The sequence below is a fragment of the Pseudocitrobacter corydidari genome (assembly GCF_021172065.1).
In the GTDB taxonomy this organism is placed as follows: domain Bacteria; phylum Pseudomonadota; class Gammaproteobacteria; order Enterobacterales; family Enterobacteriaceae; genus Pseudocitrobacter; species Pseudocitrobacter corydidari.
Genome location: NZ_CP087880.1, coordinates 2,648,507 through 2,675,086, shown reverse-complemented (window position 1 = coordinate 2,675,086; position 26,580 = coordinate 2,648,507). Strand labels below are relative to the sequence as shown.

Below are 26,580 nucleotides of genomic sequence, written 5' to 3'. Positions count from 1 at the left end.
GATCCTGCCCGGCTGTGATAAGGTTCTCTGCGAGCAAAACAGGCATTTTGTCGCAGAGAATCTCATGAAAAACAATCGGATGACATTGCAGGATATCGCTAATCTGGCGGGCCTGAATAAGATGACGGTCAGCCGTTATCTGCGCGACCCTAATCAGGTCTCTGCGCGTAGCCGTGAATTGATTTCGAAAATCATGGAAGAGAACAACTACATTCCCAATCGCGCGCCGGAAATTTTGCTCAATGCGCGCAGTAAAACGATCGGTGTTCTGATCCCTTCGTTCCGCAATCAGATCTTCGCCGATGTGCTGGCAGGAATCGAGTCCGTGACCTCCGCGCATCAATACCAAACGCTGATCGCCAACTATGAATACGATCCCTGTCGTGAAGAACGCGAAGTGCTGAATCTGCTTTCGTACAATATCGATGGCCTGATCCTGACGGGCCGCCAGCATACGGACAGAATGGTGCAGTACCTGCGCGCCAGCGGTATTCCGGTGGCGGAGTTAATGGACGTTTCCGGGCAACCGCTCGATATTCAGGTCGGCTTTGATAACGAAAAAGCCGCCTGGGAGATGACCAGCGCGTTTCTCGACAGCGGCAAGCGACACATCGCCTTCTTTGGCTCAATGGATGACCCACGCGATCTCAGTCGATATCGCGGCACGCAAAATGCGCTGGCGGCGCACGGCCTGGAGCCGTACCACCTGGCGCCGAAAACCATCTCTTCGGTTTCACTGGGGCGTCAAATGTTTCAGCAAATGCGCCAGCAGCGCCCGGATATTGACGCGGTATTCTGCACCAATGATGACCTGGCGGTCGGCGTGCTGCTGGAGTGCCAGGCGCAGAATATCAGCGTGCCGGGCGAGCTGGCGATCGCCGGTTTCCATGGGCTGGAGATAGGGCGCGCACGCTTGCAAAAAGTTGCCAGCGTGGTTACGCCGCGCTTCGAGATTGGCCAGGTCGCCAGCGAACTGCTGCTTAAGCGACTGGCGGGCAAAGATGTCCCGGAAAGCGTGAACGTGGGTTATCAGATTTACTATGGTGATACGTTGTGATGACCCCCGTCGCCGGTAAAACCGCTATTCCGCCCACGCATTCTGGCGCTTCAGTTCCTCATTGACCTTGCCGTTAATCTCTTTCAATAGCCCCGGAATATCGCTGTTACAGTCGGCGTAGATCTTATTAAACCCATCTGCCGTAATCTGGCGCACCGGGATCCAGTTCGGAATTTGCGGCATATAGCGTCCATCTTTGGCGTAAGTTTCCGCGAATACCGCCCACTTCGGATCGGGATGATAATCCGCGATCGCCAGCTTCTTGTTCACCGGCAGCCTGACGACTGGCATCGAGCTGCTCTGCACCGCCATGCCAATTTCCTGCCCCTCCGGTGAAATCATAAATTCGAGAAACTTCATCGCCGCCGCTTTGTGTTGGCTGGTTTTCATCAGGAAGGCTGTAGTACCTTCCGCCATGGATGTCGTACCGCCCGGCCCGGCTGGCGGCGGCACCACGGTGTATGCCGTTTTCCCCGGATCTTTATCAAACAGGGCGATGTGATACGGGCCGGAGGAGTACATTCCGCTCTGGCCCGAGCGATAAGAGGTATTGGCGTCGGCGGTGGTCTGATTAATGGCTCCCGGCTGTGATACGCCTTCACAAACCATGCTGCGCATAAATGTCATTGCCGTGACGGCTTCTTTGCTGTCGAGCGCGCCTTTGAATTTGCCTGGCTGCGTCGCCACCAGATAATTACCGCCCGCCTGCCAGAGATAAGAAGAGGAGAACGAACTGGCGTAGCCGCGCGTGGTGGCGAGCGGCATCACAAAACCATAGGTGTCGTTTTTACCGTTGCCATCCGGGTCGTTGAAGGTAAACGCGTGCGCGACTTTTTTCAGTTCATCCCAGGTGGTTGGAGCCTTCATTCCGAGTTTATTCAGCCAATCCTGGCGGATAAACAGGGCATAAGTATGCGCTGAGGTCGGCACGCCGTAATATTTACCGTCAGGCAGCTGTGTTGATTTCCACGCCGCCTCGTAAACATCTGCGCCGTGCTTCAGTTTTGTCGGGTCGATTTCATCGACTATTCCCAGTTGTACCATTTGCCCAACAATAATGGCGTCGTTAAATACGACATCCGGTAATGCATTTCCGGTTGCCGCGCGTGCCAGTCGTTGGTCAAAATCGGTCACCGCATTGAAATAGTTAATTGAAATACCGGTTTGCTGTTTAAACGTATCCGCCAGTTTTTGATAAATGACTTTCGAATCATTGCTGGCACGAATCCACACATTAAGTTCTTCCGCGACGGCGATGTTTGAAAGCGAAAATAAAATTGCCAGACTAAGTGCTCTGGTACGGTATCGCATAATGAGACTCCTGTTCTGCGTTAGAATAAAACATTGTTTTATATTGCGGTGCGATGCCGGGCGGCGGCAAGAGGGCGAAAAACAGAGAAAAATGTGACAGATGTAAAAATATTTCCAAAAAATGTGATCTGAGAGGAGGATTACGTTTTGATGACAGCCTGAACGGTACAATTTATTTTATTGTTGATGAAGATATCTTTCATTTTCCATCACGGCTCACGTTTTTATCCTCCTGCACCAGGAAATTGCAACCATGATAAAAATGTAAAAATAATGTCATCTCACTGTCATCTCGCTTTTATACAGTCGCTTCGATTTTATTTATTTAGCGATTTCATGGAGATGAGAATAATGAAATACAGCGCACTCTTTGCCGCGTTATTACCTTTGCTGGGAACCCCTGTTATTCACGCCGAAACCACGTCTGCGCCCGCGCTTGATAGCCGTGCGGCGCAGGGTGATATCACCGCGCCCGGTGGCGCGCGTCGCCTGAGCGGTGACCAGTCAGCGGCGCTGCGCGCGTCGATCATTGATAAACCGGCGAAAAACATTATTTTGCTGATTGGCGATGGCATGGGTGATTCCGAAATTACCGCCGCGCGCAACTACGCGCTGGGCGCGGGCGGCTTCTTTAAAGGCATTGATGCGCTGCCATTAACGGGCCAGTACACTCATTACGCGCTGGATAAGAAAACGGGCAAACCGGACTACGTCACCGATTCCGCCGCCTCCGCCACCGCATGGAGCACCGGCGTGAAAACCTATAACGGCGCGCTGGGCGTGGATATCCATGAGCAGCCGCATCAAACGCTGCTTGAGCTGGCAAAATCAGCGGGCCTTGCAACCGGCAACGTCTCGACCGCGGAATTGCAGGACGCGACCCCGGCGGCACAGATTTCTCACGTGACGTCGCGTAAATGCTACGGCCCGAGCGTAACCACCGAAAAATGCCCGACTAACGCGCTGGAAAAAGGCGGCAAAGGCTCCATTACCGAGCAACTGTTGAACGCGCGTGCGGACGTCACCTTAGGTGGTGGCGCGAAAACCTTTGCTGAGACCGCAACCGCAGGCGAATGGCAGGGCAAAACCCTGCGCGAGCAGGCACAGGCGCGCGGTTATCAGTTGATAAGCGATGCCAGCGGGCTGGCGAGCATTACCGTGGCGAATCAGGATAAACCGCTGCTGGGGCTGTTTTCTGACGGCAACATGCCGGTGCGCTGGGAAGGGCCAAAAGCATCCTATCACGGCAACATTGATAAACCGGTCGTAACCTGTACGCCGAACCCGAAACGTAATGACAGCGTACCGACGCTGGCGCAGATGACCGACAAGGCCATTACGCTGCTGAGCAGCAACGATAAAGGCTTCTTCCTGCAGGTGGAAGGCGCGTCTATCGACAAGCAGGATCACGCGGCGAATCCGTGCGGGCAAATTGGTGAAACGGTCGATCTGGACGAGGCCGTCCAGAAAGCGCTGGCGTTCGCACAGAAAGACGGTAACACACTGGTGATCGTCACCGCTGACCACGCCCACGCCAGTCAGATTGTTGCGCCGGATACTAAAGCGCCAGGCCTGACCCAGGCGCTGAACACCAAAGATGGCGCGGTCATGGTGATGAGCTACGGTAACTCGGAAGAGGAATCGATGGAGCATACCGGCACTCAGGTGCGCATTGCCGCGTACGGCCCACATGCGGCGAACGTCGTTGGCCTGACCGATCAGACCGATCTCTACTACACCATGAAGTCTGCGCTTGGTCTGTAATATTTCCAGTATTCCCGACGGCAAAATAGCGCCGTCGGCTTGTTTTATTTCCGCCAGCGTTCAGAATTGTAAGGATTGTCTTATAAAAGGATGGTGCAATGAAACTCGCAATACTGGGTGCTTTTGTTTTTGGTCTCTGTTTTGTCTCTACCGCTGGCGCGGCAGATCAAACATTAACGCCGCAGCAGCAGCGTATGCGCGACTGTAATGCGCAGGCAACGGCGAAAACGATCAAAGGCGATGAGCGCAAAACTTACATGAGCGCGTGCCTGAAAGGGCAGGATGCGGCGAAAGAGAAAGGCGTGACGCCTCAGCAGCAGAAAATGCGTGAATGCAATGCGAAAGCGACCGAGCAGTCATTAAAAGGCGACGACCGTAAGAAATTTATGAGCGCTTGCCTGAAAAAATCCGCTTAACGCAATCTATTTTATGGCAAGAAAAACGCCCGGTAGAATTTTACCGGGCGTTTTTATACAGAGGATCAGGCTTTACTCATTTTCTCTGATTTTTCCATGCAGGCTGCCATGGCTTCGATGACGGCAGAGCGGAATCCTTTTTCTTCCAGTACGCGAACGGCTTCAATCGTCGTGCCGCCCGGCGAGCAGACCATATCTTTCAGTTCGCCCGGATGTTTACCCGTTTCCAGCACCATTTTCGCTGAACCCATTACCGCCTGTGCGGCAAATTTATAGGCCTGCGCGCGCGGCATCCCGCCCACAACGGCCGCATCGGCCATCGCTTCGATAAACATAAACACATACGCCGGTGCGGAACCGCTGACGCCGACAACCGGATGAATCATCTGCTCGGCAATAATTTCGGCTTCACCAAAGCAGCGGAAAATGTTCAGCACATCGGCGGTATCTTCCGGCGTGACCAGCGCGTTTGGCGTAACGGAGGTCATCCCCGCGTTCACCAGCGACGGCGTATTTGGCATCGCACGGACGATTTTACGATCGTGGCCCAGCGCGCGCGCCAGCTGATCGAGCGTGATGCCTGCGGCAATAGAGACCACCAAAGAATCTTTATTAAAGCTGGAAGCGACTTCGCTCAGCACTTTAATCATGATGCCTGGCTTCACGGCACCGAAGACGATGTCCGCCACCTGGGCGACTTCCTGCGCGCTTTCAGCTGCGTTAATACCGAACTGATCGTGCAGGGCGGCGACTTTATCGGGCGATGGGGTATAGACCCAAATTTGGCCCGGTAGCACCTGACCACTGGCAATCAGGCCGCCAAGAATTGCTTTACCCATATTCCCGCAGCCGATGAAGCCAATCTTCTTGTCCATGATGTCTCCCATTGTGTGTTTTTTTATTAGTGTACCTTTATCGGCGATTTGTCGCGACGAGTAACCTGAACATTACGCGACAGCACGTGCCGGGCATGTCATCATTACGTACCGTTTTGCCAAATTCAGGAGAGGTAATGACAATTTGGGTTGATGCGGACGCCTGTCCGAATGTGATTAAAGAGGTCCTGTTTCGCGCGGCGGATCGCACACAAACGCAGGTGACGCTGGTGGCGAATCAGTATCTGCGCGTGCCGCCGTCACGCTTTATTCGAGCGATGGTGGTGCCAAAAGGTTTTGACGTTGCCGATAACGAAATAGTGCGCTTGTGTGAACCTGGCGATCTGGTGATCACTGCCGATATTCCGCTGGCGGCGGAAGTGCTGGAAAAGGGCGCGGCGGCGTTAAACCCGCGCGGCGAGCGTTACAGTAACGCGACGATTCGCGAGCGTTTAACCATGCGTGATTTTATGGACACCATGCGCGCAAGCGGCGTGCAAACCGGTGGCCCGAGCACCTTGAGCCAGCGCGACAGACAACAGTTTGCGGCGGAACTGGATAAATGGCTACTGGCGGCAAAACATCCTTAATGTGAATTTCGTCACAAAAATGTGTTACCGTTTGCACCGTCTGCTCGCTTGTCAACGAAGCCTGCTTTCATGTACATTTATCTAAACAATATGTGACACTTTTTCTTTACGCTTTTACACGTACTGTTTTCAAGCATATTTGTGTTTGTCTTACAGAGTCTGGATAGTTCTGTAACTCTTTATTTACACTTACTTGTGTACTAGTTTGGTGATATCATTCTTAATTCAGATATGCGTCCCGCATCTTCACGGTTCCAGGGAGAACGCCAGGTCATGACTCAGCCTATTTTTTTGATTGGCGCGCGTGGTTGTGGAAAAACAACTATAGGTCAACGGCTTACCCATGCCTGTAATTTTCACTTTGTCGATACCGATCAAGTACTGCAACAGCGTGCCGGCATGACGGTCGCCGATATTGTAGTGCGAGAAGGCTGGGCCGGTTTTCGTGCCCGCGAGACGCAAACGCTGCAGTCCGTCACCCAACCGGGAACGGTCGTGGCGACGGGCGGGGGCATCATTCTGGCTGAAGTGAATCGCGACTTTATGCGTCAGAACGGCGTAGTGATTTACCTCAATGCGCCGGTATCCGTCCTGGCGGGCCGCCTTGAAGCCTTCCCGGAAGCATCGCAGCGCCCAACGTTAACGGGGAAACCGATCACTGAAGAAGTGGCGGATATTCTGACGCAGCGCGATGCGCTCTATCGCCAGACGGCGCACCATATTGTTGATGCATCGGCCTGCCCGGACGATGTTGTCGCTCAAATTCTGACCGAACTGCGCCTGGCTCGCGCCTCCTGATTCAGGCATTGCCTATACTTAACGCTCTGACAGTCAACATAAGGAAGAGCGATGCCGACCAATCCCCCGTATCCACGCGAAGCGCGTATTGAAGTTGTCGAGAAAGGGCAGCCCGGCCAGACGGTCACCTGGTACCAATTACGCGCAGACCACCCTACACCCGATACGCTGATTAGCGAGCACACCACGAAGCAGGACGCGCTTGACGCTAAACAGCGCTATGAAGACCCTTCCAAAAGCTAACGCCTCGCAATAAGGCCCTATAATTAAAGTGGTTATATCGGGCCTTAATCACACTTTTTACTTATCGCAACTGTTATTAAAAGGTTAAAGTTAAGTTATATCAGGAGCGTGCCGGAATCCTCCGGAACCTTTACATTCCGCCTGATAAATGAGCTGCTACGCTTCTGAACGGTGTTTTTTCATCCATCCAGGTGGCTAAGTGGTAAAAAGAGCCGTGTGCAGGCAGTGGTTGTAAAGAAGGTACATAACATGAATACGACGTTGGCGATTCTGACGGTAGGGGTTGTACCCGTCAAAGAAGTGTTGCCACTACTCACTGAGCACATCAGGGAAGATCAGATTACCCATAAGAGTTTGTTAGGGAATCTGAGTCGTGAGGAGGTTATGAAGGAGTATGGGGTGCAACCGGGAGAGGAGACAATCCTGGCGTTGCTTAACGATAATCAACTGGCTGAAGTCTCCCGGTCTAAAATTGAACGCGACCTGCAAGCCATCATTGAAGTGCTGGATAATCAACAGTATGACGTCATTCTGTTGATGAATACCTTTAAACTGCAACATCTGGTGGCGCGTAATGCGATGCTGATCGAGCCCCAGCGGATTATTCCGCCATTAGTGGCGTCTATTGTTGAAGGCCATCAGGTTGGCGTGATTGTTCCCATCGAAGAGATCCTTCGCGCACAACAGGAGAAGTGGCAGGTCCTGCCCTCTGAACCCTATTACGAACTGGCAAACCCGATTCACGGCACCGATCTTGAACTGGTGAGCGCCGGGGAAAAACTCATTGAACAGGGCGCGGATGTACTGGTGCTGGACTGTTTAGGCTTCCATCAACACCACCGCGATTTGCTACAAAAAGCGCTGGATGTCCCTGTTTTACTGTCGAATGTGCTGGTCGCCAGGCTGGCGGCAGAATTATTGGTTTAACACTCTGATTTCGCGTGACAGGCTTCTGTTCGCAACCCTATATTGAGTCATTAAACACAAGACAATAAGGGCCTGTTTATGCTTCAAAGCAATGAATACTTCGACGGAAAAGTGAAATCCATTGGTTTTACCAGCAGCAGCACCGGGCGCGCGAGCGTCGGCGTGATGGCGGAAGGCGAGTACACCTTCGGCACCGCGCAGCCGGAAGAGATGACGGTAGTCAGTGGTGCGCTGAATGTGTTGCTACCGGGTGCAACCGAGTGGCAAGTGTATACCGCTGGTGAAGTGTTCAACGTGCCCGGCAACAGCGAGTTCCATCTGGAAGTTGCGGAACCGACGTCTTATCTTTGTCGTTATCTGTAAGTGTGTCTCCTTCCTGCTGCGGCAGGAAGGAGATGTGAAGCATTAACGCTGTGCTTCCCCGCCAAGCCCTTCCACCAGGCTCTTAATCAGCGCGGCCAGTTCCCCGGTCATCAGGATAAAGTCAGCGTCAAAACGCGCGGCGTAGTCTTCTCTGTCGATATCTTCGTTCTGGTCACGCAGTTCATCACTGAACTTCAGACGCTTAATTGAACCGTCGTCGCACATCACAAACTGAATACGTTGCTGCCAGTCGAGCGCCAGCTTGGTCACCAGCTTACCGGCTTCGATATGCACCGCAATTTCATCACAAACCAGATCCTGTTTCTTCGCGCGGATCACGCCGCCATCTTCGAGGATCGCTTTCAGTTCTGCTTCGTCGAGGATCTGGAAGCTTTGCGCCGCCGAACCGGAACGCACCCATTCGGTCAGCGTCAGCTCGATCGGGTTTTCCATCGTCAGCGGAACCACCGGCAGCGAACCCAGACTTTTACGCAGCAGGGCGAGGGTATCTTCCGCTTTTTTCGCGCTGGCGCAGTCGACCATAATCAGATCGTTCACGGTGTCGATCCACATCATCGTCTGGCTGAAACGGCTGAAGGCGCGCGGCAGCAGAGAATGCAGCACTTCGTCTTTCAGCGAATCTTTCTCGGTTTTTTTCAGCTTACGGCCCTGATCGGCTTCCAGCTTGTGGATCTTCGCTTCCAGCGCCTGTTTCACCACCGGCGACGGCAGGATTTTCTCTTCTTTGCGGGCGCAAATGATAATCTGACCGTTGGCCGTGTGGGTCAACGCATCGCTTTGCGACGAGCCCATCGGCGGAACCCAACCGGTTTTCGCCATATCCTGGCTTCCGCACGGGGTGAACGTCCATTCAGCGAGCTGTTTTTCCATCTCTTCGGCGCGCAAAGAAATGTCGCGGCTGAGACGATAAACCATTAAATTTTTGAACCACAGCATGATATTTCCCACGGCTTTATCGTTAAATTCAGCGGGCATGATAACGAATTGTCTCTATGCTTGCATTGTTAATCGGGGAATTTCAGAAGGAGCGTTCTGTGCGTATTGGGATTGATCTGGGCGGTACAAAAACGGAAGTCATTGCGCTAAGCGACAAGGGAGAGCAGCTGTTCAGGCATCGCTTACCGACGCCGCGCGACTATCGTGAAACGATTGAAAACATTGCTCATTTGGTGGCGATGGCCGAAGAGGCGACCGGGCAAACGGGGACGGTTGGAATAGGTATTCCTGGCTCGATTTCGCCCTACACCGGGGTAGTGAAAAACGCCAACTCCACGTGGCTGAACGGGCAGCCGTTTGATAAAGATCTCAGCGAGCGTCTGAGCCGGGAAGTGCGTCTGGCAAACGATGCCAACTGCCTGGCGGTGTCCGAAGCCATTGATGGCGCGGCGGCGGGCGCGCAAACGGTGTTTGCGGTGATTATCGGTACCGGCTGTGGTGCGGGCGTGGCGATTAACGGGCGTTCTCACATTGGCGGTAACGGCACGGCGGGCGAGTGGGGGCATAATTCGCTGCCGTGGATGGACGACGACGAGCTGCGCTATCGCACGGAAGTGCCGTGCTACTGCGGGAAACAGGGCTGTATTGAGACCTTTATTTCCGGCACTGGCTTTGCGACGGATTATCATCGGCTTAGCGGTAAGGCGCTGAAAGGGCGCGAGATTATGCAGCTGGTGGAACAGGGTGATGCGCTGGCGGAGCAGGCGTTCAGCCGTTATGAGCAGCGTCTGGCGAAATCGCTGGCGAACGTGGTAAATATTCTCGATCCGGACGTGATTGTGCTGGGTGGTGGGATGAGTAACGTTGATCGCCTGTATAAAACGGTGCCGGAATTAGTGAAACCGTGGGTGTTTGGCCGCGAATGTGAAACGCCGATTCGTAAAGCGGTGCACGGTGATTCCAGCGGCGTGCGCGGCGCGGCGTGGTTGTGGCCGTTGTAAATATTTTAACGGGTAAGGCATTGCGCCCATGAAATCGCCGGGTGGCGGCTTCGCCTTACCCGGCCTACGGGTCAGGATTTGTAGGCCTGATAAGCGAAGCGCCATCAGGCATCGTGGTTTGACGCAATGTTCGAGAAAAGGACGTAGGCCTGATAAGCGAAGCGCCATCAGGCATTTCACTCCACCGCAAACACCTTATCCAGCCTGCTATACCCCAGCCCGTTAATTTTCTTCACTTTTATCTGCACCGGAATGCGCTCTTTCATCGCCTCAACGTGGCTTATCACGCCGATGATTTTGCCGCTGGCGTTGAGCGCATCCAGCGCGTCCAGCGCCGTGTCGAGGGTTTCGCTGTCCAGCGTGCCAAAGCCTTCGTCAAGGAACAGCGAATCGATGCGCGTTTTGTGGCTTACCAGGTCAGAAAGCGCCAGCGCCAGCGCCAGGCTGACGAGGAAACTTTCGCCACCGGAGAGGGTTCGTGTATCGCGCACCGCATCCGCCTGCCAGGTGTCAACCACTTCCAGCTCCAGCGCTTCGCTGGCTTTACGTTGCAGCAGATAGCGCCCGTGCAGGCGGCTAAGCTGGTCATTCGCCAGCCATACCAGATTATCCAGCGTCAGCCCCTGGGCGAATTTGCGGAATTTATCGCCCTCTTTGGAGCCAATCAACGCGTTCAGGTGCGCCCAGTCTTCCACCTGCGCGCTGGCTTTTTCAATCTCCAGCAGCAGGTTTTGTTGCTGACGGCGATTCTCTTCATCCTGTTTCAACTGCTGGCGAAGTTCTCCCTGACGCGCGCTGTTTTCCCGCAACTGCTGGGCCATCAGCGCCAGTTGGGTTTGCACCTGTTCAAGTGAGACATCATCGCTAAGCGTTGCCGGGCGTTGGGCCTGATGACGTTGCAGAGCGTCCTGTGCCTGAGTATCCAGCGTGCGGCACTGCTGAAGCTTGCTCTCCAGCGACTGTTTAAGTTGTTCCAGGCGCTCGCGCTCAGGCTGTTCCAGCAATGCGGCCTGAAACGCTGCGCGGTCGCTGAACTGTGATTCCGCCAACGCCTGGTCGAATTCGCGCTCGGCCTGATCCAGGCGCTCTTTTTCCAGCGCTTCCTGCTGTGACAAGGTTTGCCACTGGCTGGCGAGCGAGATGCATTCGTTGTGGATCTGCTGCCATCCCTCCAGCGAAACAGGCGTTGTCTCTTCAATTTCACACGCAGGCAGCGTGTCCAGCAACGGCTGAAGCTGGGCGAGTTTATGCTGCGTTTCAGCGTGCTGCGTCTGTTGGCTTTGCCAGAGCCGATTTTCCTCTTCGCGCGCCGCCAGCCAGGCGTTCTCTTCCCCGGCAAGCGGTGCGGTGAGCGAAAGCGTCGCCAGTTGAGCCTGCAACGCCTCGCGACGCTGGGTGAGTTCGTTCTGTGCCTGCGTAATCTGCTGCTGGAGGTCGGTTACCTGCTGTTGCAAATTCAGCCGCTGACTGTGCTGATAAAGCTGCTGTTCGTACTCTTCCTGTGCGGCAAGCCACTCGCTAATCGCTTCCTCGGCGCGTAGCGTCACGCCTAACGCGGCCGTCACCTCCTGCCATTGAGAGGTAAGTACTTGCTCCTGCTGAGAAATAGACTCCAGCTCGCTTTCTTCAACCTGCTGTTGTTTTTGCAGGGCATCCTGCTGGCCGCGCAGGGTTGCACCTTCTTCCGCCAGCCGTTTGACGTCGCGCTCCAGTACATCGCGACGCGCCTGATTCACGTCTGGCGTCAACGCCTGGTATTCCGCAATCGCCGGATGCTCGGTGGCACCGCACAGCGGGCAGGCGCAACCGGGTTGCAGCCTGGCGCGTTCGGCCTGCAGACTGACAATGGTTGCTTCCATCTCGCACAGCGCGCGAACATCGCTCAGTTGCTGGTTGTGCTCTTTGTAGCGCTGGCGGCGATCGGTCAGCTCAGCGGTCAGTTTTTCCAGCTGCTGGCGACGGTTGCTCTGTGCTTCTATCAACTGCTGACGCCGTTTTTGCAGCGGCAGAAACCGTGCATGCAGCGTAGTGAGCTGCTGGCGCAACGGGCGTGCGGCGTTGTGCGCGTTAATGGCGTCGGTGGCTTCGGCCAGATTCAGCGTTAGCGTGGAGGGAGGTAACTGGGCAAGCTGTTTTTCCAGCGTATTCAGGCGCTGCTGGTTGTTCTGCAACTGCGTGTTTTCACGCGCCTGTAACGCAAATGCGGCGCGCCAGCCGGTGAGTTCGCTGCTCCAGTGTTTGAAACGATCGTGCTCCTCAAGCCACTGGTTAAGCTGAGTTTGCGTTTGCTGCAACCCGCGCAACTGTTCTACCGCCGTGGTGCGAATGCGGTTACGGCGCGTGGTTGCTTCATGTAAGCGAGTATTTACTTGCTGCGTTTGCTGCTGGGTCCTGGCAAGCGTGATAGCCTGCTCCTGAAGGTGCGCCCAGCGTGGGCGCAGCAGCTCCGCCGGTTGGGCGCGGCGGAGCGTTTCAAGCTGGGGTTGCGCGGCTGCCAGGGCCTGTTCTGCGGCGGAGAGCGCTCCCCGGGCGGTGTGCGTTTCGCGCGTTAGTTCAGCCTGGCGCAGCAACCACTGTTGCTGATGTTGGGCGATCGTCTGCTGCTCCAGCGCGACTTTTTCTTCGAGAGTAAGCGCCTGCAAACTTCCCAGCAGTGACTGTTGCTGTTCTTCACTTAGCAGCACCATCCCGGAGGAGTGCGCCTGAAGCTTTTCCAGCTCCGTCCGCGCCTGCTTATGTTTTTCAAATACTTGTGCAGAAATTCGCCCATAAATTTCCGTGCCGGTGAGTTCTTCCAGCAGCTCCGCGCGCTCTTTGGGGCGCGCATTAAGGAACGCGGCGAACTGCCCCTGCGACAGCAACATCGAACGGGTAAAGCGGCCGTAATCCAGCCCGCTCAACGACGCGATAAGTTCGAGCTTGTCTTTGACTTTGTCGGCCAGGATTTTGCCGTCATCGCGACGCGCCAGCTCAACGCGTGGCGCCTGTAGGTTGCCGTCAGGCTGATTGCGTGCGCGGTTCTGGCTCCAGAATGCGCGATAGGCCACGCCCTGTACTTCAAACTCAACTTCCGCCAGACACTCGGCGGTGTCGCGGGTCATCAGATCGTTTTGCGATTGCGATACCGTGTTGAGGCGCGGCGTCTCGTGATACAGCGCGAGACAGATGGCGTCCAGCAGGGTGGTTTTCCCCGCGCCCGTCGGCCCGGTGATGGCAAACAGGCCGTTGCTGGCGAACGGTTCGGCGGTGAAATCGATTTTCCACTCGCCTTTCAGCGAGTTAAGATTCTTCAGGCGCAGGCTGAGGATTTTCATGGCTGCGGCTCCTCATCAAGCGAGTGAACGGTGAGGTCAAACAACGCCTTCAGGCGTGCCTGCTGGGGTTCTTCTATTGTTTCCAGCGCCAGACGACGCTGGAAAACCTCTTCAACTTCCAGCTCGCTCAGGGTTTCACGCAGGCTGTTGTCCAGAATGCGCTGACGCTGTTCGCGGCTGCGTCTGACCAGCAACACATCAACGGGTAAATCATCGGTAATCACCTGAATTTTACGCTGAATATCATGCAGATACTCATCACTGGTGATTTCGATATCCAGCCAGACCGGGGGCTCTGACGGGGCATCGCGATACTGCGCCAACTGGCTGCTGATGCTCTCAAAGTCGCCCTTAATAACCGCCAGCGGTTGCGTGGCCGGGACATCAAGTGGCGTGACGTCCTGAAGCTTACCGTCGATAAAGGTCACCTGGTTAACGCTCTTACTTTTCCCCGTTTCATCGAAGCTGAGCGGGATAGGCGAGCCGCAGTAGCGAATATGCTCGCTGCCGCCAATTTTCTGCGCGCGATGAATATGCCCCAGGGCGATATAATCGGCGGGCGGGAAGTTTTGCGCCGGAAAGGCATCCAGTGTGCCAATATAGATGTCACGCACGGCATCACTTTTGCTGGCACCGACGGTGGTCAGGTGGCCGCTGGCGATAACCGGCAGCGGGCGGTCGCCGCGCAGCGTACAAGCCTGCTGGTATTGGTTCTGATAGTAATCAGTGATGGTTTCCAGTAAATGCTGCTGTTTTTCCGCACCGGACAGCCCGGCCTGGCTGACGACGATATCGCGCGGGCGCAGAAACGGTACCGGGCAGAAAACAGCGCCAGGCGTGCCGTCGCGGCGGTTCAGAATAAAAGGTTCATGCCCGGCGCTGGCGATCACCGTGGTATTCAGGAACGACAAAATATCGCGCGATTCATTCAATGTGGCGACGGAGTCATGATTTCCTGCAAGCACCACCAGATGGCAGCCGGTTTGTTGCAGATTCACCACAAAGCGGTTGTAGAGTTCGCGCGCATAGCTTGGGGGCGAGCCGGTATCAAAGATATCGCCCGCCACAATAATGGCGTCTATCTGTTCGCGTTGCGCGGTCTCCAGCAGCCAGTTCAGAAATGCATCGTGTTCTGCGGCACGGCTTTTACTGTAAAAATTCTGGCCTAAGTGCCAGTCTGAAGTATGAAGAATTCGCATCGTCGTCCCTGTGGGGAAAAAAGCCTAGCCGGGATTATACATTCCCCGGCAGCAGGATCGACGGGTGTATTCCGCGAGTGTCATATTTCGTAAAGCGCCATCATTTTACGGTCATGTTTTTCATAAAACTGTCATAAATCTGACGCATAATGACGCCGAATGTATACTGATGGCTAAAAAAACAGGGCATAAAATGGCGAGACGCATTCTGGTCGTTGAAGATGAAGCACCCATCCGCGAAATGGTCTGTTTCGTGCTGGAACAAAATGGTTTCCAGCCGATTGAGGCGGAAGATTATGACAGTGCGGTGAATCAGCTCAATGAACCCTGGCCCGATCTTATTCTGCTCGACTGGATGCTACCGGGTGGCTCAGGGCTACAGTTTATTAAACATCTCAAGCGTGAAGCGCTGACCCGTGATATTCCGGTGATGATGCTGACGGCGCGCGGTGAAGAAGAGGATCGCGTACGCGGTCTGGAAACCGGCGCGGATGACTACATTACCAAACCGTTTTCCCCGAAAGAGCTGGTGGCGCGCATCAAAGCGGTCATGCGCCGTATCTCTCCGATGGCGGTGGAAGAGGTGATTGAGATGCAGGGCTTAAGCCTTGATCCTACCTCGCATCGCGTGATGACCGGGGAAAGCCCGCTCGATATGGGCCCAACCGAATTTAAGCTGCTGCACTTCTTTATGACGCATCCTGAGCGCGTCTACAGCCGTGAGCAACTGTTGAACCATGTCTGGGGCACTAACGTTTATGTGGAAGATCGCACGGTGGATGTGCATATTCGCCGCCTGCGTAAAGCGCTGGAACACAGCGGCCACGATCGTATGGTGCAAACCGTTCGCGGCACGGGCTACCGTTTTTCGGCTCGTTTCTGAATGTTGACAGGAGTGTGACGCGTGCTGGAACGGCTGTCATGGAAAAGACTCGCCTTTGAGCTTTTCTTGTGTTGTCTCCCGGCCCTGATATTAGGGCTGCTTATCGGCCATCTTCCCTGGTTTCTGCTGGCGGCAGTGACCGGGCTGTTGATTTGGCATTTCTGGAATCTTTTACGTCTTTCCTGGTGGCTATGGGTTGATCGCAGCATGACGCCGCCGCCGGGGCGCGGTAGCTGGGAACCCCTGCTGTACGGTCTGAACCAGATGCAGTTGCGTAATAAAAAACGCCGCCGCGAACTGGGAAATCTGATTAAACGCTTTCGTAGCGGCGCAGAATCGCTGCCCGATGCGGTGGTGTTGACCACCGAAGAGGGCGCCATCTTCTGGTGTAACGGCCTGGCGCAGCAGCTTCTTGGCCTGCGCTGGCCGGACGACAGCGGGCAAAATATTCTTAACCTGCTGCGTTATCCGGAATTTACGCAGCATCTTAAGCAACGCGAGTTTCTTAAACCGCTGCATCTGGTGCTCAATAATGGGCGTCATCTGGAAATCCGTATCATGCCCTATACCGACCGGCAGTTGCTGATGGTGGCGCGCGATGTTACGCAGATGCACCAGCTGGAAGGCGCACGGCGTAACTTCTTTGCCAACGTCAGTCATGAACTGCGAACGCCATTGACGGTGTTACAGGGCTATCTGGAGATGCTTCAGGAGCAGGTACTGGAAGGGGCAACACGCGAAAAAGCGCTGCATACCATGCGTGAGCAGACACAGCGTATGGAAGGGCTGGTGAAACAGCTGCTGACGCTCTCCAAAATTGAGGCCGCGCCGACGCTGGCCCTCAATGAAAAGGTGGATGTGCCGATGATGCTGCGGGTGGTCGAGCGGGAAGCGCAGACCCTCAGTCAGGGTCAGCATGAACTTCATTTTGATATTGATGACACGCTGAAAGCGCTGGGCAATGAAGAGCAATTGCGCAGTGCGGTGTCGAACCTGGTTTACAACGCGGTGAACCATACGCCTGCGGGCACGAAAATTACCGTGCGCTGGCAGCATGCGCCACACGGCGCGCTGTTTAGCGTGGAGGACAACGGGCCGGGCATCGCGGCGGAACATCTTCCGCGTTTAACCGAGCGTTTTTATCGGGTGGATAAGGCGCGTTCCCGCCAGACCGGCGGCAGCGGATTGGGGCTGGCGATTGTGAAACATGCGCTGAATCATCACGATAGCCGTCTGGATATTGAAAGCCAGCCAGGAAAGGGAACATGCTTCAGCTTCCTGCTGCCGGAACGTTTAATTGCCAAATAAAGCGTCTGAACAGGCGCTTGTCACGATGAGTTTCCACAGACCAGCCTCGGCTGGTCTGTTTACTTTGCAGTCAATTTGCCCTCGAATAATTAATGAACAATTGACGCTTTTTTGTTCGCACGATCAGCCATGTGTTTTTCCTATATCTGGTCAATCGTTCCAGGTTTAGATTTAGTATTGGTATAATCGTCTGGTTTCACGATCCCATATTGCTTTAAAACGTTATAAGCGTTTAAATTGCGCCTAATGCAGTAGGAATCAGACTGTTTTTACGTAGCAAATCAAAAAACTATTCTTCCTCACGCTACGAAGGGAGCATATCCCGCTGAGTTTGTTGCTTGTTTCCTCTGAAAGATTCCGTTGGAGCGGGCGCAAAGTTTTTTATTTGTACAACACCACATCCACAGGCAGTAGTTACATATGACCCATCAGTTAAAAACACGCGACATCATCGCTCTGGGCTTTATGACCTTTGCGTTGTTTGTCGGCGCTGGCAACATTATTTTCCCTCCAATGGTCGGTTTGCAGGCGGGTCCGCACGTCTGGATCGCCGCGCTCGGCTTTTTGATTACCGCAGTTGGTCTGCCGGTGTTGACCGTTGTCGCGCTGGCAAAAGTTGGCGGTGGCGTCGATAGCCTGAGCACGCCAATTGGTAAAGTTGCAGGCGTCCTGCTGGCGACAGTTTGTTATCTGGCCGTAGGCCCGCTGTTTGCGACGCCGCGTACCGCGACCGTTTCCTTTGAAATCGGTATTGCCCCGCTGACTGGCGATGGTGCGATGCCGCTCTTTATCTACAGCCTGGTCTATTTTGCGCTGGTGATTCTGGTTTCCCTCTATCCGGGTAAACTGCTGGATACCGTCGGCAACTTCCTGGCGCCGATGAAAATTCTGGCGCTGCTGGTACTGTCCGTTGCTGCGGTTATCTGGCCGGCTGGCCCGATCAGCGAAGCGCTCGACGCTTATAAAACCGCACCGTTCTCTAATGGGTTTGTGAATGGTTACCTGACCATGGATACCCTGGGCGCAATGGTGTTCGGTATCGTTATCGTTAACGCGGCGCGTTCTCGCGGCGTTACCGAAGCGCGCCTGCTGACGCGCTATACCATCTGGGCGGGTCTGATGGCCGGCGTTGGCCTGACGCTGCTTTATCTGGCGCTGTTCCGTCTGGGCTCCGATAGCGCACTGCTGGTTGATAAAAGTGCGAACGGCGCGGCGATTCTTCATGCGTATGTGCAGCATACCTTTGGAGGAGCGGGTAGCTTCCTGCTGGCGGCGCTTATCTTTATCGCCTGTCTGGTTACCGCGGTTGGCCTGACCTGTGCGTGTGCGGAGTTCTTCGCGCAGTATCTGCCGCTCTCTTATCGCACGCTGGTGTTTATTCTGGGTATCTTCTCGATGGCGGTCTCCAACCTGGGGCTGAGCCACCTGATTCAGATCTCCATCCCGGTGCTGACGATGATCTACCCGCCATGTATCGCACTGGTTGTATTAAGCTTTACCCGCGGTTGGTGGCATAATTCGACCCGCGTAATTGCACCAGCGATGTTTATTAGCCTGATGTTTGGTATCCTTGACGGCATCAAAGCATCGGCCTTCGCTGATGTGTTGCCTGGCTGGACGGCGCGTCTGCCGATGGCGGAGCAAGGCCTGGCCTGGCTGCTGCCGACGGTGATAATGGCGGTTCTGGCGATTATCTGGGACCGTGCCGCAGGCCGACAGGTAACGTCTAACGCGCATTAATTTTCGCGCGATAACAATATGTTCAACCACGGGACTTCGCGTCCCGTGGTTTTTTGTTTTTTGGTAAGAAATGGCATTGGATACAATGGAAAACAACAAGCTGAAGCGCGGGCTAAGTACCCGACACATTCGCTTCATGGCGTTAGGGTCGGCAATTGGTACCGGGCTGTTTTATGGTTCCGCCGACGCAATCAAGATGGCCGGGCCGAGCGTACTGCTGGCCTATATTATCGGCGGCGTGGCGGCGTATATCATCATGCGTGCGCTGGGCGAAATGTCGGTGCACAACCCGGCAGCCAGTTCTTTCTCGCGCTATGCGCAGGAAAACCTCGGCCCGCTGGCAGGTTACATCACCGGCTGGACCTACTGCTTTGAAATCCTGATTGTCGCGATTGCCGACGTGACCGCGTTTGGCATCTATATGGGCGTCTGGTTCCCCGATGTGCCGCACTGGATTTGGGTGTTGAGCGTGGTGATGATCATTTGCGCCATCAACCTGATGAGCGTGAAGGTGTTTGGCGAGCTGGAGTTCTGGTTCTCCTTCTTCAAAGTCGCCACCATCATCATCATGATCGCCGCCGGTTTCGGCATTATCATCTGGGGGATTGGCAACGGCGGGCAACCGACCGGCATACATAACCTCTGGAGCAACGGCGGTTTCTTCAGTAACGGTTGGCTCGGCATGGTGATGTCGCTGCAAATGGTGATGTTCGCCTACGGCGGTATCGAAATTATCGGTATTACTGCCGGGGAAGCGAAAGACCCGGAAAAATCCATTCCACGCGCTATCAACTCTGTACCGATGCGTATTCTGGTGTTCTATGTCGGCACGCTGTTTGTGATTATGTCCATCTACCCGTGGAACCAGGTGGGTACCGATGGTAGCCCGTTCGTGCTGACTTTCCAGCATATGGGCATCACGTTCGCTGCCAGCATCCTGAACTTTGTGGTGCTGACGGCCTCGCTTTCAGCGATTAACAGCGATGTGTTCGGCGTAGGTCGTATGCTGCACGGCATGGCCGAGCAGGGCAGCGCGCCGAAAGTGTTTGCCAAAACCTCGCGTCGCGGTATTCCGTGGGTCACCGTGATGGTGATGACTATCGCGCTGCTGTTTGCGGTGTATCTGAACTACATCATGCCGGAAAACGTCTTCCTGGTGATTGCCTCGCTGGCGACTTTCGCCACCGTATGGGTGTGGATTATGATCCTGCTCTCGCAGGTGGCCTTCCGCCGTCGCCTGTCGCCGGAAGAGGTGAAAGCGCTGAAATTCAAAGTGCCTGGCGGTGTCACTACCACCATTGTTGGCCTGATTTTCCTCGTCTTTATCATCGGCCTGATCGGCTATCATCCGGATACGCGTATTTCTCTGTACGTCGGTTTCGCGTGGATTGTGCTGCTGCTGATTGGCTGGGTGTTTAAATCGCGTCGTAGCCGCAGTTAATCTTCGCAATTGGCCTGATAAGCGAAGCGCCATCAGATAAAAAACAGATAGCCCGGTTAACATCAGTTACCGGGCTTTTTTACGCCCCCAGCCTCCGCCCCTCAAAAACTACGAAAAGAGGAGTAGGGCTGAAAAGGGTTATGGCAAGGTGGGCGCATTGTTAACTGAGGGGAATTAAACGATGTTGAACGCCTGGCATCTGCCTGTCGCACCCTTTATAAAGTCGCACGACGATCGCCTGTCGATTACCTTGTGGTTGCGCGGAAACGATCTGCCGCAGCGCATTACGATGCGTGCGGAAATCGACAATGAAGAGTGCGTCATGGCGATGAAACGCCTGAGCAAATCACCGGTACCTGGCGTAACCGCCTGGCGCGGTGAGATACCGCTCGACAGCGGGCAGCCACGCCGCCGCTATGCTTTTAAGCTCTTGTGGCCAGACCGCCAGCTTTGGTTTGCGCCTAAGGGGTTTAGCCGAATTCCGCCCGCGAAGCTTGAGTTGTTTGCGGTCGATGTGCCTGATAGTGGCCCGCAGTGGGTGGCTGACCAGATTTTCTATCAAATCTTTCCTGACCGTTTCGCCCGTAGCGAAATACGTACGCCGGAGCAGGACAAGGTGTATTACCACCACGCCGCCGGGCACGATATTATCCTGCGCGACTGGAATGAGCCCCTCACCGCAGACGCGGGTGGTTCGACGTTCTACTGCGGCGACCTGGACGGTATCAGCGAAAAGCTGCCGTATCTGAAAAAATTGGGCGTGACCGGGCTGTACCTGAACCCGGTTTTCGCCGCGCCCAGCGTGCATAAATATGACACGCAGGATTATCGCGAAGTAGACCCGCAGTTTGGCGGCAACGCGGCCCTGCTGCGCCTGCGTGAAAATACCCAGCGCGAAGGCATGCGTCTGATCCTCGACGGCGTATTTAACCACAGCGGCGATACCCATGCCTGGTTTGACCGGCAGAATACCGCAAGCAGCGGGGCGTGCCATAACGCATCGTCGCCGTGGCGCGACTGGTACAGCTTCTCACCGGAAGGCCGCGCGCTGGACTGGCTGGGCTACCCAAGTCTGCCGAAGCTTGATTATCAGTCCGAATCGCTGGTCAACGAAATCTATCGCGGCGAAGAGAGTATCGTACGCCACTGGCTGAAAGCGCCGTGGAACATGGACGGCTGGCGGCTGGATGTGGTGCACATGCTCGGTGAGGGCGGCGGTGCGCGCAATAACCTGAAGCACGTCGCCGGAATAACCCAGGCGGCGAAAGAGACGCGCCCGGACTCTTACGTATTTGGCGAGCATTTTGGCGATGCACGTCAGTGGTTGCAGGCCGATACGGAAGACGCGGCGATGAACTATCGCGGCTTTACGCTGCCGGTGTGGGCATTTCTGGCCAATACCGATCTCTCTTACGATCCGCAAAAAATCGATGCGCAAACCTGCATGGCGTGGATGGAAGATTATCGCGCGGGGCTGTCGCATCAGCAGCAGTTGCGGATGTTTAATCAGCTTGATAGCCACGATACCGCACGCTTCAAAACGCTGTTGGGCAAAGATGTCGCCCGATTAGGACTGGGCGTGGTGTGGTTGTTCAGTTGGCCGGGCGTGCCGTGCATCTATTATGGCGATGAAGTCGGCGTGGACGGCGCGAACGACCCGATGTGTCGTAAACCGTTCCCGTGGGATAAAAGCCAGCAGGACGGCGAGCTGCTCGCGCTTTATCAGCGGATGGCGAAGCTGCGTAAAAAGAGCGAAGCGTTGCGACGCGGCGGCTGCCAGGTGCTGTACGCTGAAGATAACGTGGTGGTGTTTGTGCGTGTTCTGAAGAGGGAGCGGGTGCTGATCGCCATTAACCGCGGCGAGGCGTGCGAAGTGGTGCTGGAAGATACGCCGCTGCTGAGCTTTGACTCGCTCATGCAGCGGGAAGGCAGCGGCGAAAATCAGGATGGCGTACTGACGCTTCCTGCGCTGTCGGCAACGGTCTGGTCTGGCGAATAGGTCAGGGGTAAAGCGGGGCGGTCAGATTATGGTTAATTACCGCCTCGCGCCACCACTGCTGTGCCAGCCCATCATGGCCGTTGCGCCAGGCGATATAGGCCACATCTTTTTGCCGACATGATACGACCGATTTTTCCACCAGGTCGCCGGATGCTATCCAGGGATGAGCAATATGCCGCGGCAGGAATCCGCAGCCTAACCCGGCGCGCAGCAGCGTGACTTTTGAGTGAAAATCATCGACGCGAATTTGTGCCTGCTCATCGATCAGATTGGAACTGATGGGGCGGCACTGACGGGCGCTGTCGCTAATCACCACCGCACGGAACTGAACCATTCTTTCCGCACTGATAGGCTCCACTTCTTCCGCAAGTGGATGTGACGGTGCAATGACAAAGGCGTTATCCAGCATACCGAGCATCTGCCACGACCAGGCGGCAGAGGTGGGAGGATCGTTAATTGCGCCCAGAATAATATCCGCGCCGTTATGCGTTAATTCTTCCCAGGAACCCGCCAGCGTATGATGACTGAAATTCAGCCGAGTTTGCTTATTTTGCGCGTAAAAGTCTTCGATGAGCGGTAACAGTGCGGCGAACGGGAAAGAGTCATCCAGCGCGATGGAAAGCTCCTTTTCCCAGCCTGAATTGACCTGTATTGCTTGCTTTTCAAGGTCTTTTGCGGCGCTGAGCAACATCCGCCCTTTTTCAAGCATCATTCTGCCGGTGTCGGTAAATTTGGCCCGATGTCCTGAACGATCCAGAAGCGTGATATTTAAATCACTCTCCAGCTTTTGCACCATATAACTGAGCGCGGCGGGCGTTTTGTAAAGCGAATCTGCGGCGGCGGCAAAACTACCGTGTCGGTCAATCGCGTCAAGAATAAGTAAAACGTCCAGATTTATTCGCATAACGTTAAAGATACCCGGAGAAAAATCTTAATAGTTGTAACAAAGTTATCCTAAGTAATGCCACTGATTAATTTTCGATAATCAATAGGTTAAATGAAAAACAAAGGTAACTCTTTCATTTCATAACATAATATTTATCATCATCGTATCGTAAATTTTCTTTAATAACTCGTTAAAAATTTCCCGCTATACTCATCCTGCGTTCTCATTCAGTATCCACCTGTCATTTAGTCCTAAAATTTCCACTTAACTCATTGCTTAAGAAGGTGTTTTTATGTCTATTCGGGAACTGATCGATCCATCTAACTCCACCCTCATTTTTATCGACCATCAACCGCAAATGTCCTTCGGCGTGGCGAATATTGATCGTCAGACGTTGAAAAATAACACCGTCGCGTTGGCGAAAGCCGGGAAAATTTTTAACGTCCCAACTATCTATACCTCCGTTGAAACCAAAAGCTTCAGTGGCTATATCTGGCCGGAACTGCTGGCGGTTCACCCGGAAATTAAACCGATTGAACGCACGTCCATGAACTCCTGGGAAGATGAAGCTTTCGTGAAGGCGGTAAAAGCCACCGGACGTAAAAAGCTGATTATTTCTGCCCTGTGGACTGAGGTTTGTCTGACCTTCCCGGCATTAATGGCGCTGGAAGAAGGTTTTGAAGTTTATGTGGTTACCGATACGTCTGGCGGTACCTCTGTGGATGCGCACGAACGTTCCATCGATCGTATGGTTCAGGCGGGTGCAGTGCCGGTAACCTGGCAGCAGGTGCTGCTGGAGTACCAGCGTGACTGGTCACGTAAAGAAACTTACGACGCAGTGATGGATCTGGTTCGTGAGCACAGCGGCGCCTATGGCATGGGCGTGGATTATGCTTACACCCTGGTTCACGGCGCGCCGGAACGCAAAGCGTAATGACGACGACGGGGGGTGATTCGCTCCCCGTCAGAATGCGACAGCAAGGAAAATCGTCATGACGCAAAAACATGTAACGCTGGTGATTACGCATGCCCTGCGCCCGGAAGATGCGGACCAGTATGAAGCCTGGCTCGGTAAAATTATGCCGGTCGCCGCAGAGTATCCCGGCCATCTTGGCGCCAACGTTATTCGCCCGGCGGACGGGCAGGGGGCCTGGAATATCATCATTCGCTTCGATACCCTGGAGCACCTCTACGCCTGGACGCAGTCCGAAACGCGCAAACAGCTGGTGGATGAAATCACCCCGTTGTTAGCCGAAGGCGATCACACGGAAGTGCGTACCGAAGCGGCGTTCTGGTTTACGCCACCGTCACCGCACGTGCGTCAGCCAAAACAGTGGAAACAATTTCTCATCACGCTGCTGGTGATCTTTCCCAGCACCAACCTGGTGCCGTGGGTAACCGGCGCGCTGTTCCCCGCCCTGCAGGGCTCCTTGCTGCTTCATTTCATTAACGATGCCTGTGTGGTTGCGCTGGTTGTCTGGCTCTGGATGCCCATCGTGACCCGACTATTCGCCGGATGGCTTAAAAAAGCCTGATCCGGTTTGAGGAGAGTGACATGTCACAAAAAGCCACACTGATCCTGAACCAGGGACGTATTCACACGCTCGACCGTCAGCATCCGCTGGCGGAAGCGGTGGCGATTGCCAACGGTAAAATTCTGGCAACAGGCAGCAACGATCAAATTATGTCGTACGCGGGCGAAGGCACGCAGATTGTCGATCTGAAAGGGCATACGGTGATCCCAGGGCTGAATGACTCGCACCTGCACCTGATTCGTGGCGGCCTGAACTACAACCTTGAGCTGCGCTGGGAAGGTGTACCGTCGCTGGCCGACGCGCTGAGAATGCTGAAAGATCAGGCCGATCGTACGCCGTCGCCGCAGTGGGTGCGCGTGGTGGGGGGCTGGAGCGAATTCCAGTTTGCCGAACGTCGCATGCCAACCATTGAAGAGCTGAACGAGGCCGCGCCGGATACCCCGGTGTTTGTGCTGCATCTGTACGATCGCGCGCTGCTCAACCGCGCGGCGCTGAAAGCCGTGGGTTATACCAAAGAGACGCCAAACCCGGCGGGCGGCGAAATCGTGCGTGATAATAACGGCAACCCAACCGGGATGCTGATCGCCAAACCCAACGCGATGATCCTCTACTCGACGCTGGCGAAAGGGCCAAAACTGCCGCTGGAGATGCAGGTGAACTCGACTCGCCAGTTTATGCGCGAGCTGAACCGCCTTGGGCTGACCAGCGCCATTGATGCCGGCGGCGGCTTCCAGAATTACCCTGAAGATTACGAAATCATCGAAGAACTGCACGCCAAAGAGCAGATGACGATTCGTATCGCCTATAACCTGTTCACGCAGCGGCCAAAGCAGGAGCTGGAAGATTTCGAGCGCTGGACGGATATGCTCAAACCGGGCCAGGGCACCGATTTCTATCGCGCCAACGGCGCAGGCGAGATGCTGGTGTTCTCGGCGGCGGATTTCGAAGACTTCCTCCAGCCGCGCCCGGACCTGCCGGAAGGGATGGAAGATGAGCTGGAGCGCGTGGTGCGCCATCTGGTGGAACACCGCTGGCCGTTCCGTCTGCACGCCACCTATGACGAATCGATCAGCCGCATGCTGGATGTGTTCGAAAAAGTGAACCGCGACATTCCGTTTAACGGCCTGCACTGGTTCTTTGACCACGCAGAAACCATCACTGAACGTAATATCGAACGTGTTAAAGCCCTGGGCGGCGGGATTGCGGTGCAGCACCGCATGGCGTTCCAGGGGGAATATTTCATCGATCGCTATGGTAAAGATGCGGTGAAACATACCCCGCCGGTCGCCAAAATGCTGGCTGCTGATGTGCCCGTCGGGCTGGGGACGGATGCCACCCGCGTAGCAAGCTATAACCCGTGGACCGCGCTTTACTGGCTGGTTTCTGGCCGTACGGTTGGCGGTATGGCAATGTATGACGACGAAAACCGTCTGCCGCGCGATGTGGCGCTGGAACTTTGGACCGCAGGCAGCGCGTGGTTCTCCAGCGAGCAGGGTAAAAAAGGGCGTATCGAGAAAGATCAGCTTGCCGACCTGGTGGTGCTGTCGAAAGACTACTTCAGCGTGCCGGAAGAAGAGATCAAAGGCATTGAATCGGTGATGACTATCGTGGATGGCAAAGTGGTGTATGCCGCCGGTCACTTTACCCCGCTGGCGCCGCCTGCGATTCCGGTCGTTCCAGACTGGTCACCGGTGGTGAAAGTGCCGGGCCATTATCGCTCTGCGCCGCCGGTTGCAGGGAAAATAGGCGCCGTGGTGCAGATGCACCAGTGCTGCGGTAGCTGTGGCGTTCACGGCCATCAGCATGATATCGCGCGTAAATCGTCGATTCCTGTCTCCGATGAACAGGCATTCTGGGGCGTGCTGGGCTGTTCCTGCTTCGCGTTCTGATGCTATCGCTAACCGGATGGGGCCACCCATCCGGTTTTTTGTTGTTATCTTCTGAAAATCCCGCCTCTTTGCAAAGATTAATGG

23 protein-coding genes are annotated in these 26,580 nt (G+C 54.9%); 17 read left to right on the top strand and 6 right to left on the bottom strand.

Annotation, left to right across the window (positions count from 1 at the left end):
- Positions 1–64 precede the first annotated feature (64 nt).
- Positions 65–1,057, top strand: coding sequence for a DNA-binding transcriptional regulator IdnR (gene idnR, locus G163CM_RS12435; protein ID WP_231825157.1), 993 nt, complete (start codon positions 65–67; stop codon positions 1,055–1,057).
- Positions 1,058–1,081: 24 nt separating this feature from the next.
- On the opposite strand, the gene G163CM_RS12430 is transcribed toward idnR, so the two are convergent.
- On the bottom strand, positions 1,082–2,368 hold the full coding sequence (locus tag G163CM_RS12430) for an ABC transporter substrate-binding protein (protein WP_231825156.1): 1,287 nt from the start codon (positions 2,366–2,368) through the stop codon (positions 1,082–1,084).
- A 336-nt stretch (positions 2,369–2,704) separates the two neighbouring features.
- On the opposite strand from G163CM_RS12430, the gene phoA reads away from it, so the two are divergent.
- Complete coding sequence (gene phoA / locus G163CM_RS12425; protein ID WP_231825155.1) at positions 2,705–4,132, top strand: alkaline phosphatase; 1,428 nt, start codon at positions 2,705–2,707, stop codon at positions 4,130–4,132.
- 98 nt (positions 4,133–4,230) lie between these two features.
- On the top strand, positions 4,231–4,548 hold the full coding sequence (locus tag G163CM_RS12420) for a PsiF family protein (RefSeq protein WP_015965640.1): 318 nt from the start codon (positions 4,231–4,233) through the stop codon (positions 4,546–4,548).
- A 65-nt stretch (positions 4,549–4,613) separates the two neighbouring features.
- Here the strand turns inward: G163CM_RS12420 and proC are convergent, their stop codons facing one another.
- Complete coding sequence (gene proC, locus G163CM_RS12415) at positions 4,614–5,423, bottom strand: pyrroline-5-carboxylate reductase (RefSeq protein WP_015965639.1); 810 nt, start codon at positions 5,421–5,423, stop codon at positions 4,614–4,616.
- A gap of 137 nt (positions 5,424–5,560) precedes the next feature.
- On the opposite strand from proC, the gene G163CM_RS12410 reads away from it, so the two are divergent.
- The 5 genes from G163CM_RS12410 (at position 5,561) to ppnP (ending at position 8,344) form a co-directional block, all read left to right on the top strand.
- On the top strand, positions 5,561–6,013 hold the full coding sequence (locus G163CM_RS12410) for a YaiI/YqxD family protein (RefSeq protein WP_231825154.1): 453 nt from the start codon (positions 5,561–5,563) through the stop codon (positions 6,011–6,013).
- Positions 6,014–6,286: 273 nt separating this feature from the next.
- On the top strand, positions 6,287–6,811 hold the full coding sequence (aroL, locus tag G163CM_RS12405; RefSeq protein WP_231825153.1) for a shikimate kinase AroL: 525 nt from the start codon (positions 6,287–6,289) through the stop codon (positions 6,809–6,811).
- Between the two features lie 51 nt (positions 6,812–6,862).
- Positions 6,863–7,054, top strand: coding sequence for a YaiA family protein (locus G163CM_RS12400; protein ID WP_015965636.1), 192 nt, complete (start codon positions 6,863–6,865; stop codon positions 7,052–7,054).
- Between the two features lie 249 nt (positions 7,055–7,303).
- Complete coding sequence (locus G163CM_RS12395; RefSeq protein WP_231825152.1) at positions 7,304–7,981, top strand: AroM family protein; 678 nt, start codon at positions 7,304–7,306, stop codon at positions 7,979–7,981.
- Positions 7,982–8,059: 78 nt separating this feature from the next.
- Positions 8,060–8,344: a pyrimidine/purine nucleoside phosphorylase gene (gene ppnP, locus G163CM_RS12390; RefSeq protein ID WP_015965634.1), complete on the top strand. Its 285-nt coding sequence runs from the start codon at positions 8,060–8,062 to the stop codon at positions 8,342–8,344.
- Positions 8,345–8,386: 42 nt separating this feature from the next.
- Here ppnP and rdgC read toward each other — a convergent pair whose 3' ends face one another.
- Positions 8,387–9,301, bottom strand: coding sequence for a recombination-associated protein RdgC (gene rdgC, locus G163CM_RS12385; RefSeq protein WP_015965633.1), 915 nt, complete (start codon positions 9,299–9,301; stop codon positions 8,387–8,389).
- 98 nt (positions 9,302–9,399) lie between these two features.
- Here rdgC and mak point away from each other — a divergent pair, with 98 nt between their 5' ends.
- The gene (gene mak / locus G163CM_RS12380) at positions 9,400–10,302 is read left to right on the top strand and encodes a fructokinase (RefSeq protein WP_231825151.1); all 903 of its coding nucleotides are present in this window, start codon (positions 9,400–9,402) and stop codon (positions 10,300–10,302) included.
- A 176-nt stretch (positions 10,303–10,478) separates the two neighbouring features.
- On the opposite strand, the gene sbcC is transcribed toward mak, so the two are convergent.
- Together sbcC and sbcD are read right to left on the bottom strand one after the other, a co-directional pair.
- Positions 10,479–13,616: an exonuclease subunit SbcC gene (gene sbcC / locus G163CM_RS12375; RefSeq protein WP_231825150.1), complete on the bottom strand. Its 3,138-nt coding sequence runs from the start codon at positions 13,614–13,616 to the stop codon at positions 10,479–10,481.
- The gene (gene sbcD / locus G163CM_RS12370; RefSeq protein ID WP_231825149.1) at positions 13,613–14,815 is read right to left on the bottom strand and encodes an exonuclease subunit SbcD; all 1,203 of its coding nucleotides are present in this window, start codon (positions 14,813–14,815) and stop codon (positions 13,613–13,615) included. Before sbcD ends, sbcC begins: the two co-directional genes overlap by 4 nt.
- 193 nt (positions 14,816–15,008) lie before the next feature.
- Here sbcD and phoB point away from each other — a divergent pair, with 193 nt between their 5' ends.
- The 5 genes from phoB (at position 15,009) to malZ (ending at position 22,186) form a co-directional block, all read left to right on the top strand.
- Positions 15,009–15,698: a phosphate response regulator transcription factor PhoB gene (phoB, locus tag G163CM_RS12365; protein ID WP_231825148.1), complete on the top strand. Its 690-nt coding sequence runs from the start codon at positions 15,009–15,011 to the stop codon at positions 15,696–15,698.
- 21 nt (positions 15,699–15,719) lie between these two features.
- Entirely contained in the window at positions 15,720–17,006 is a 1,287-nt protein-coding gene (phoR, locus tag G163CM_RS12360; RefSeq protein WP_231825147.1) for a phosphate regulon sensor histidine kinase PhoR, read from the top strand.
- 420 nt (positions 17,007–17,426) lie between these two features.
- Entirely contained in the window at positions 17,427–18,746 is a 1,320-nt protein-coding gene (brnQ, locus tag G163CM_RS12355; protein WP_015965627.1) for a branched-chain amino acid transporter carrier protein BrnQ, read from the top strand.
- A gap of 85 nt (positions 18,747–18,831) precedes the next feature.
- Positions 18,832–20,187: a proline-specific permease ProY gene (gene proY, locus G163CM_RS12350; protein ID WP_015965626.1), complete on the top strand. Its 1,356-nt coding sequence runs from the start codon at positions 18,832–18,834 to the stop codon at positions 20,185–20,187.
- Between the two features lie 181 nt (positions 20,188–20,368).
- Complete coding sequence (gene malZ, locus G163CM_RS12345) at positions 20,369–22,186, top strand: maltodextrin glucosidase (protein WP_231825146.1); 1,818 nt, start codon at positions 20,369–20,371, stop codon at positions 22,184–22,186.
- Position 22,187: 1 nt separating this feature from the next.
- On the opposite strand, the gene G163CM_RS12340 is transcribed toward malZ, so the two are convergent.
- On the bottom strand, positions 22,188–23,090 hold the full coding sequence (locus G163CM_RS12340) for a LysR family transcriptional regulator (RefSeq protein WP_231825145.1): 903 nt from the start codon (positions 23,088–23,090) through the stop codon (positions 22,188–22,190).
- A gap of 274 nt (positions 23,091–23,364) precedes the next feature.
- Here G163CM_RS12340 and G163CM_RS12335 point away from each other — a divergent pair, with 274 nt between their 5' ends.
- From G163CM_RS12335 to G163CM_RS12325, 3 genes are read left to right on the top strand one after another with little or no spacing between them, the layout of a single operon-like run.
- Complete coding sequence (locus G163CM_RS12335; protein ID WP_015965623.1) at positions 23,365–24,006, top strand: hydrolase; 642 nt, start codon at positions 23,365–23,367, stop codon at positions 24,004–24,006.
- A gap of 58 nt (positions 24,007–24,064) precedes the next feature.
- On the top strand, positions 24,065–24,607 hold the full coding sequence (locus G163CM_RS12330; RefSeq protein WP_015965622.1) for an antibiotic biosynthesis monooxygenase: 543 nt from the start codon (positions 24,065–24,067) through the stop codon (positions 24,605–24,607).
- 20 nt (positions 24,608–24,627) lie between these two features.
- Positions 24,628–26,496 (top strand): amidohydrolase, encoded by a 1,869-nt coding sequence (locus tag G163CM_RS12325; protein WP_231825144.1) that lies wholly within the window; start codon positions 24,628–24,630, stop codon positions 26,494–26,496.
- The last annotated feature ends 84 nt before the right edge of the window (positions 26,497–26,580 follow it).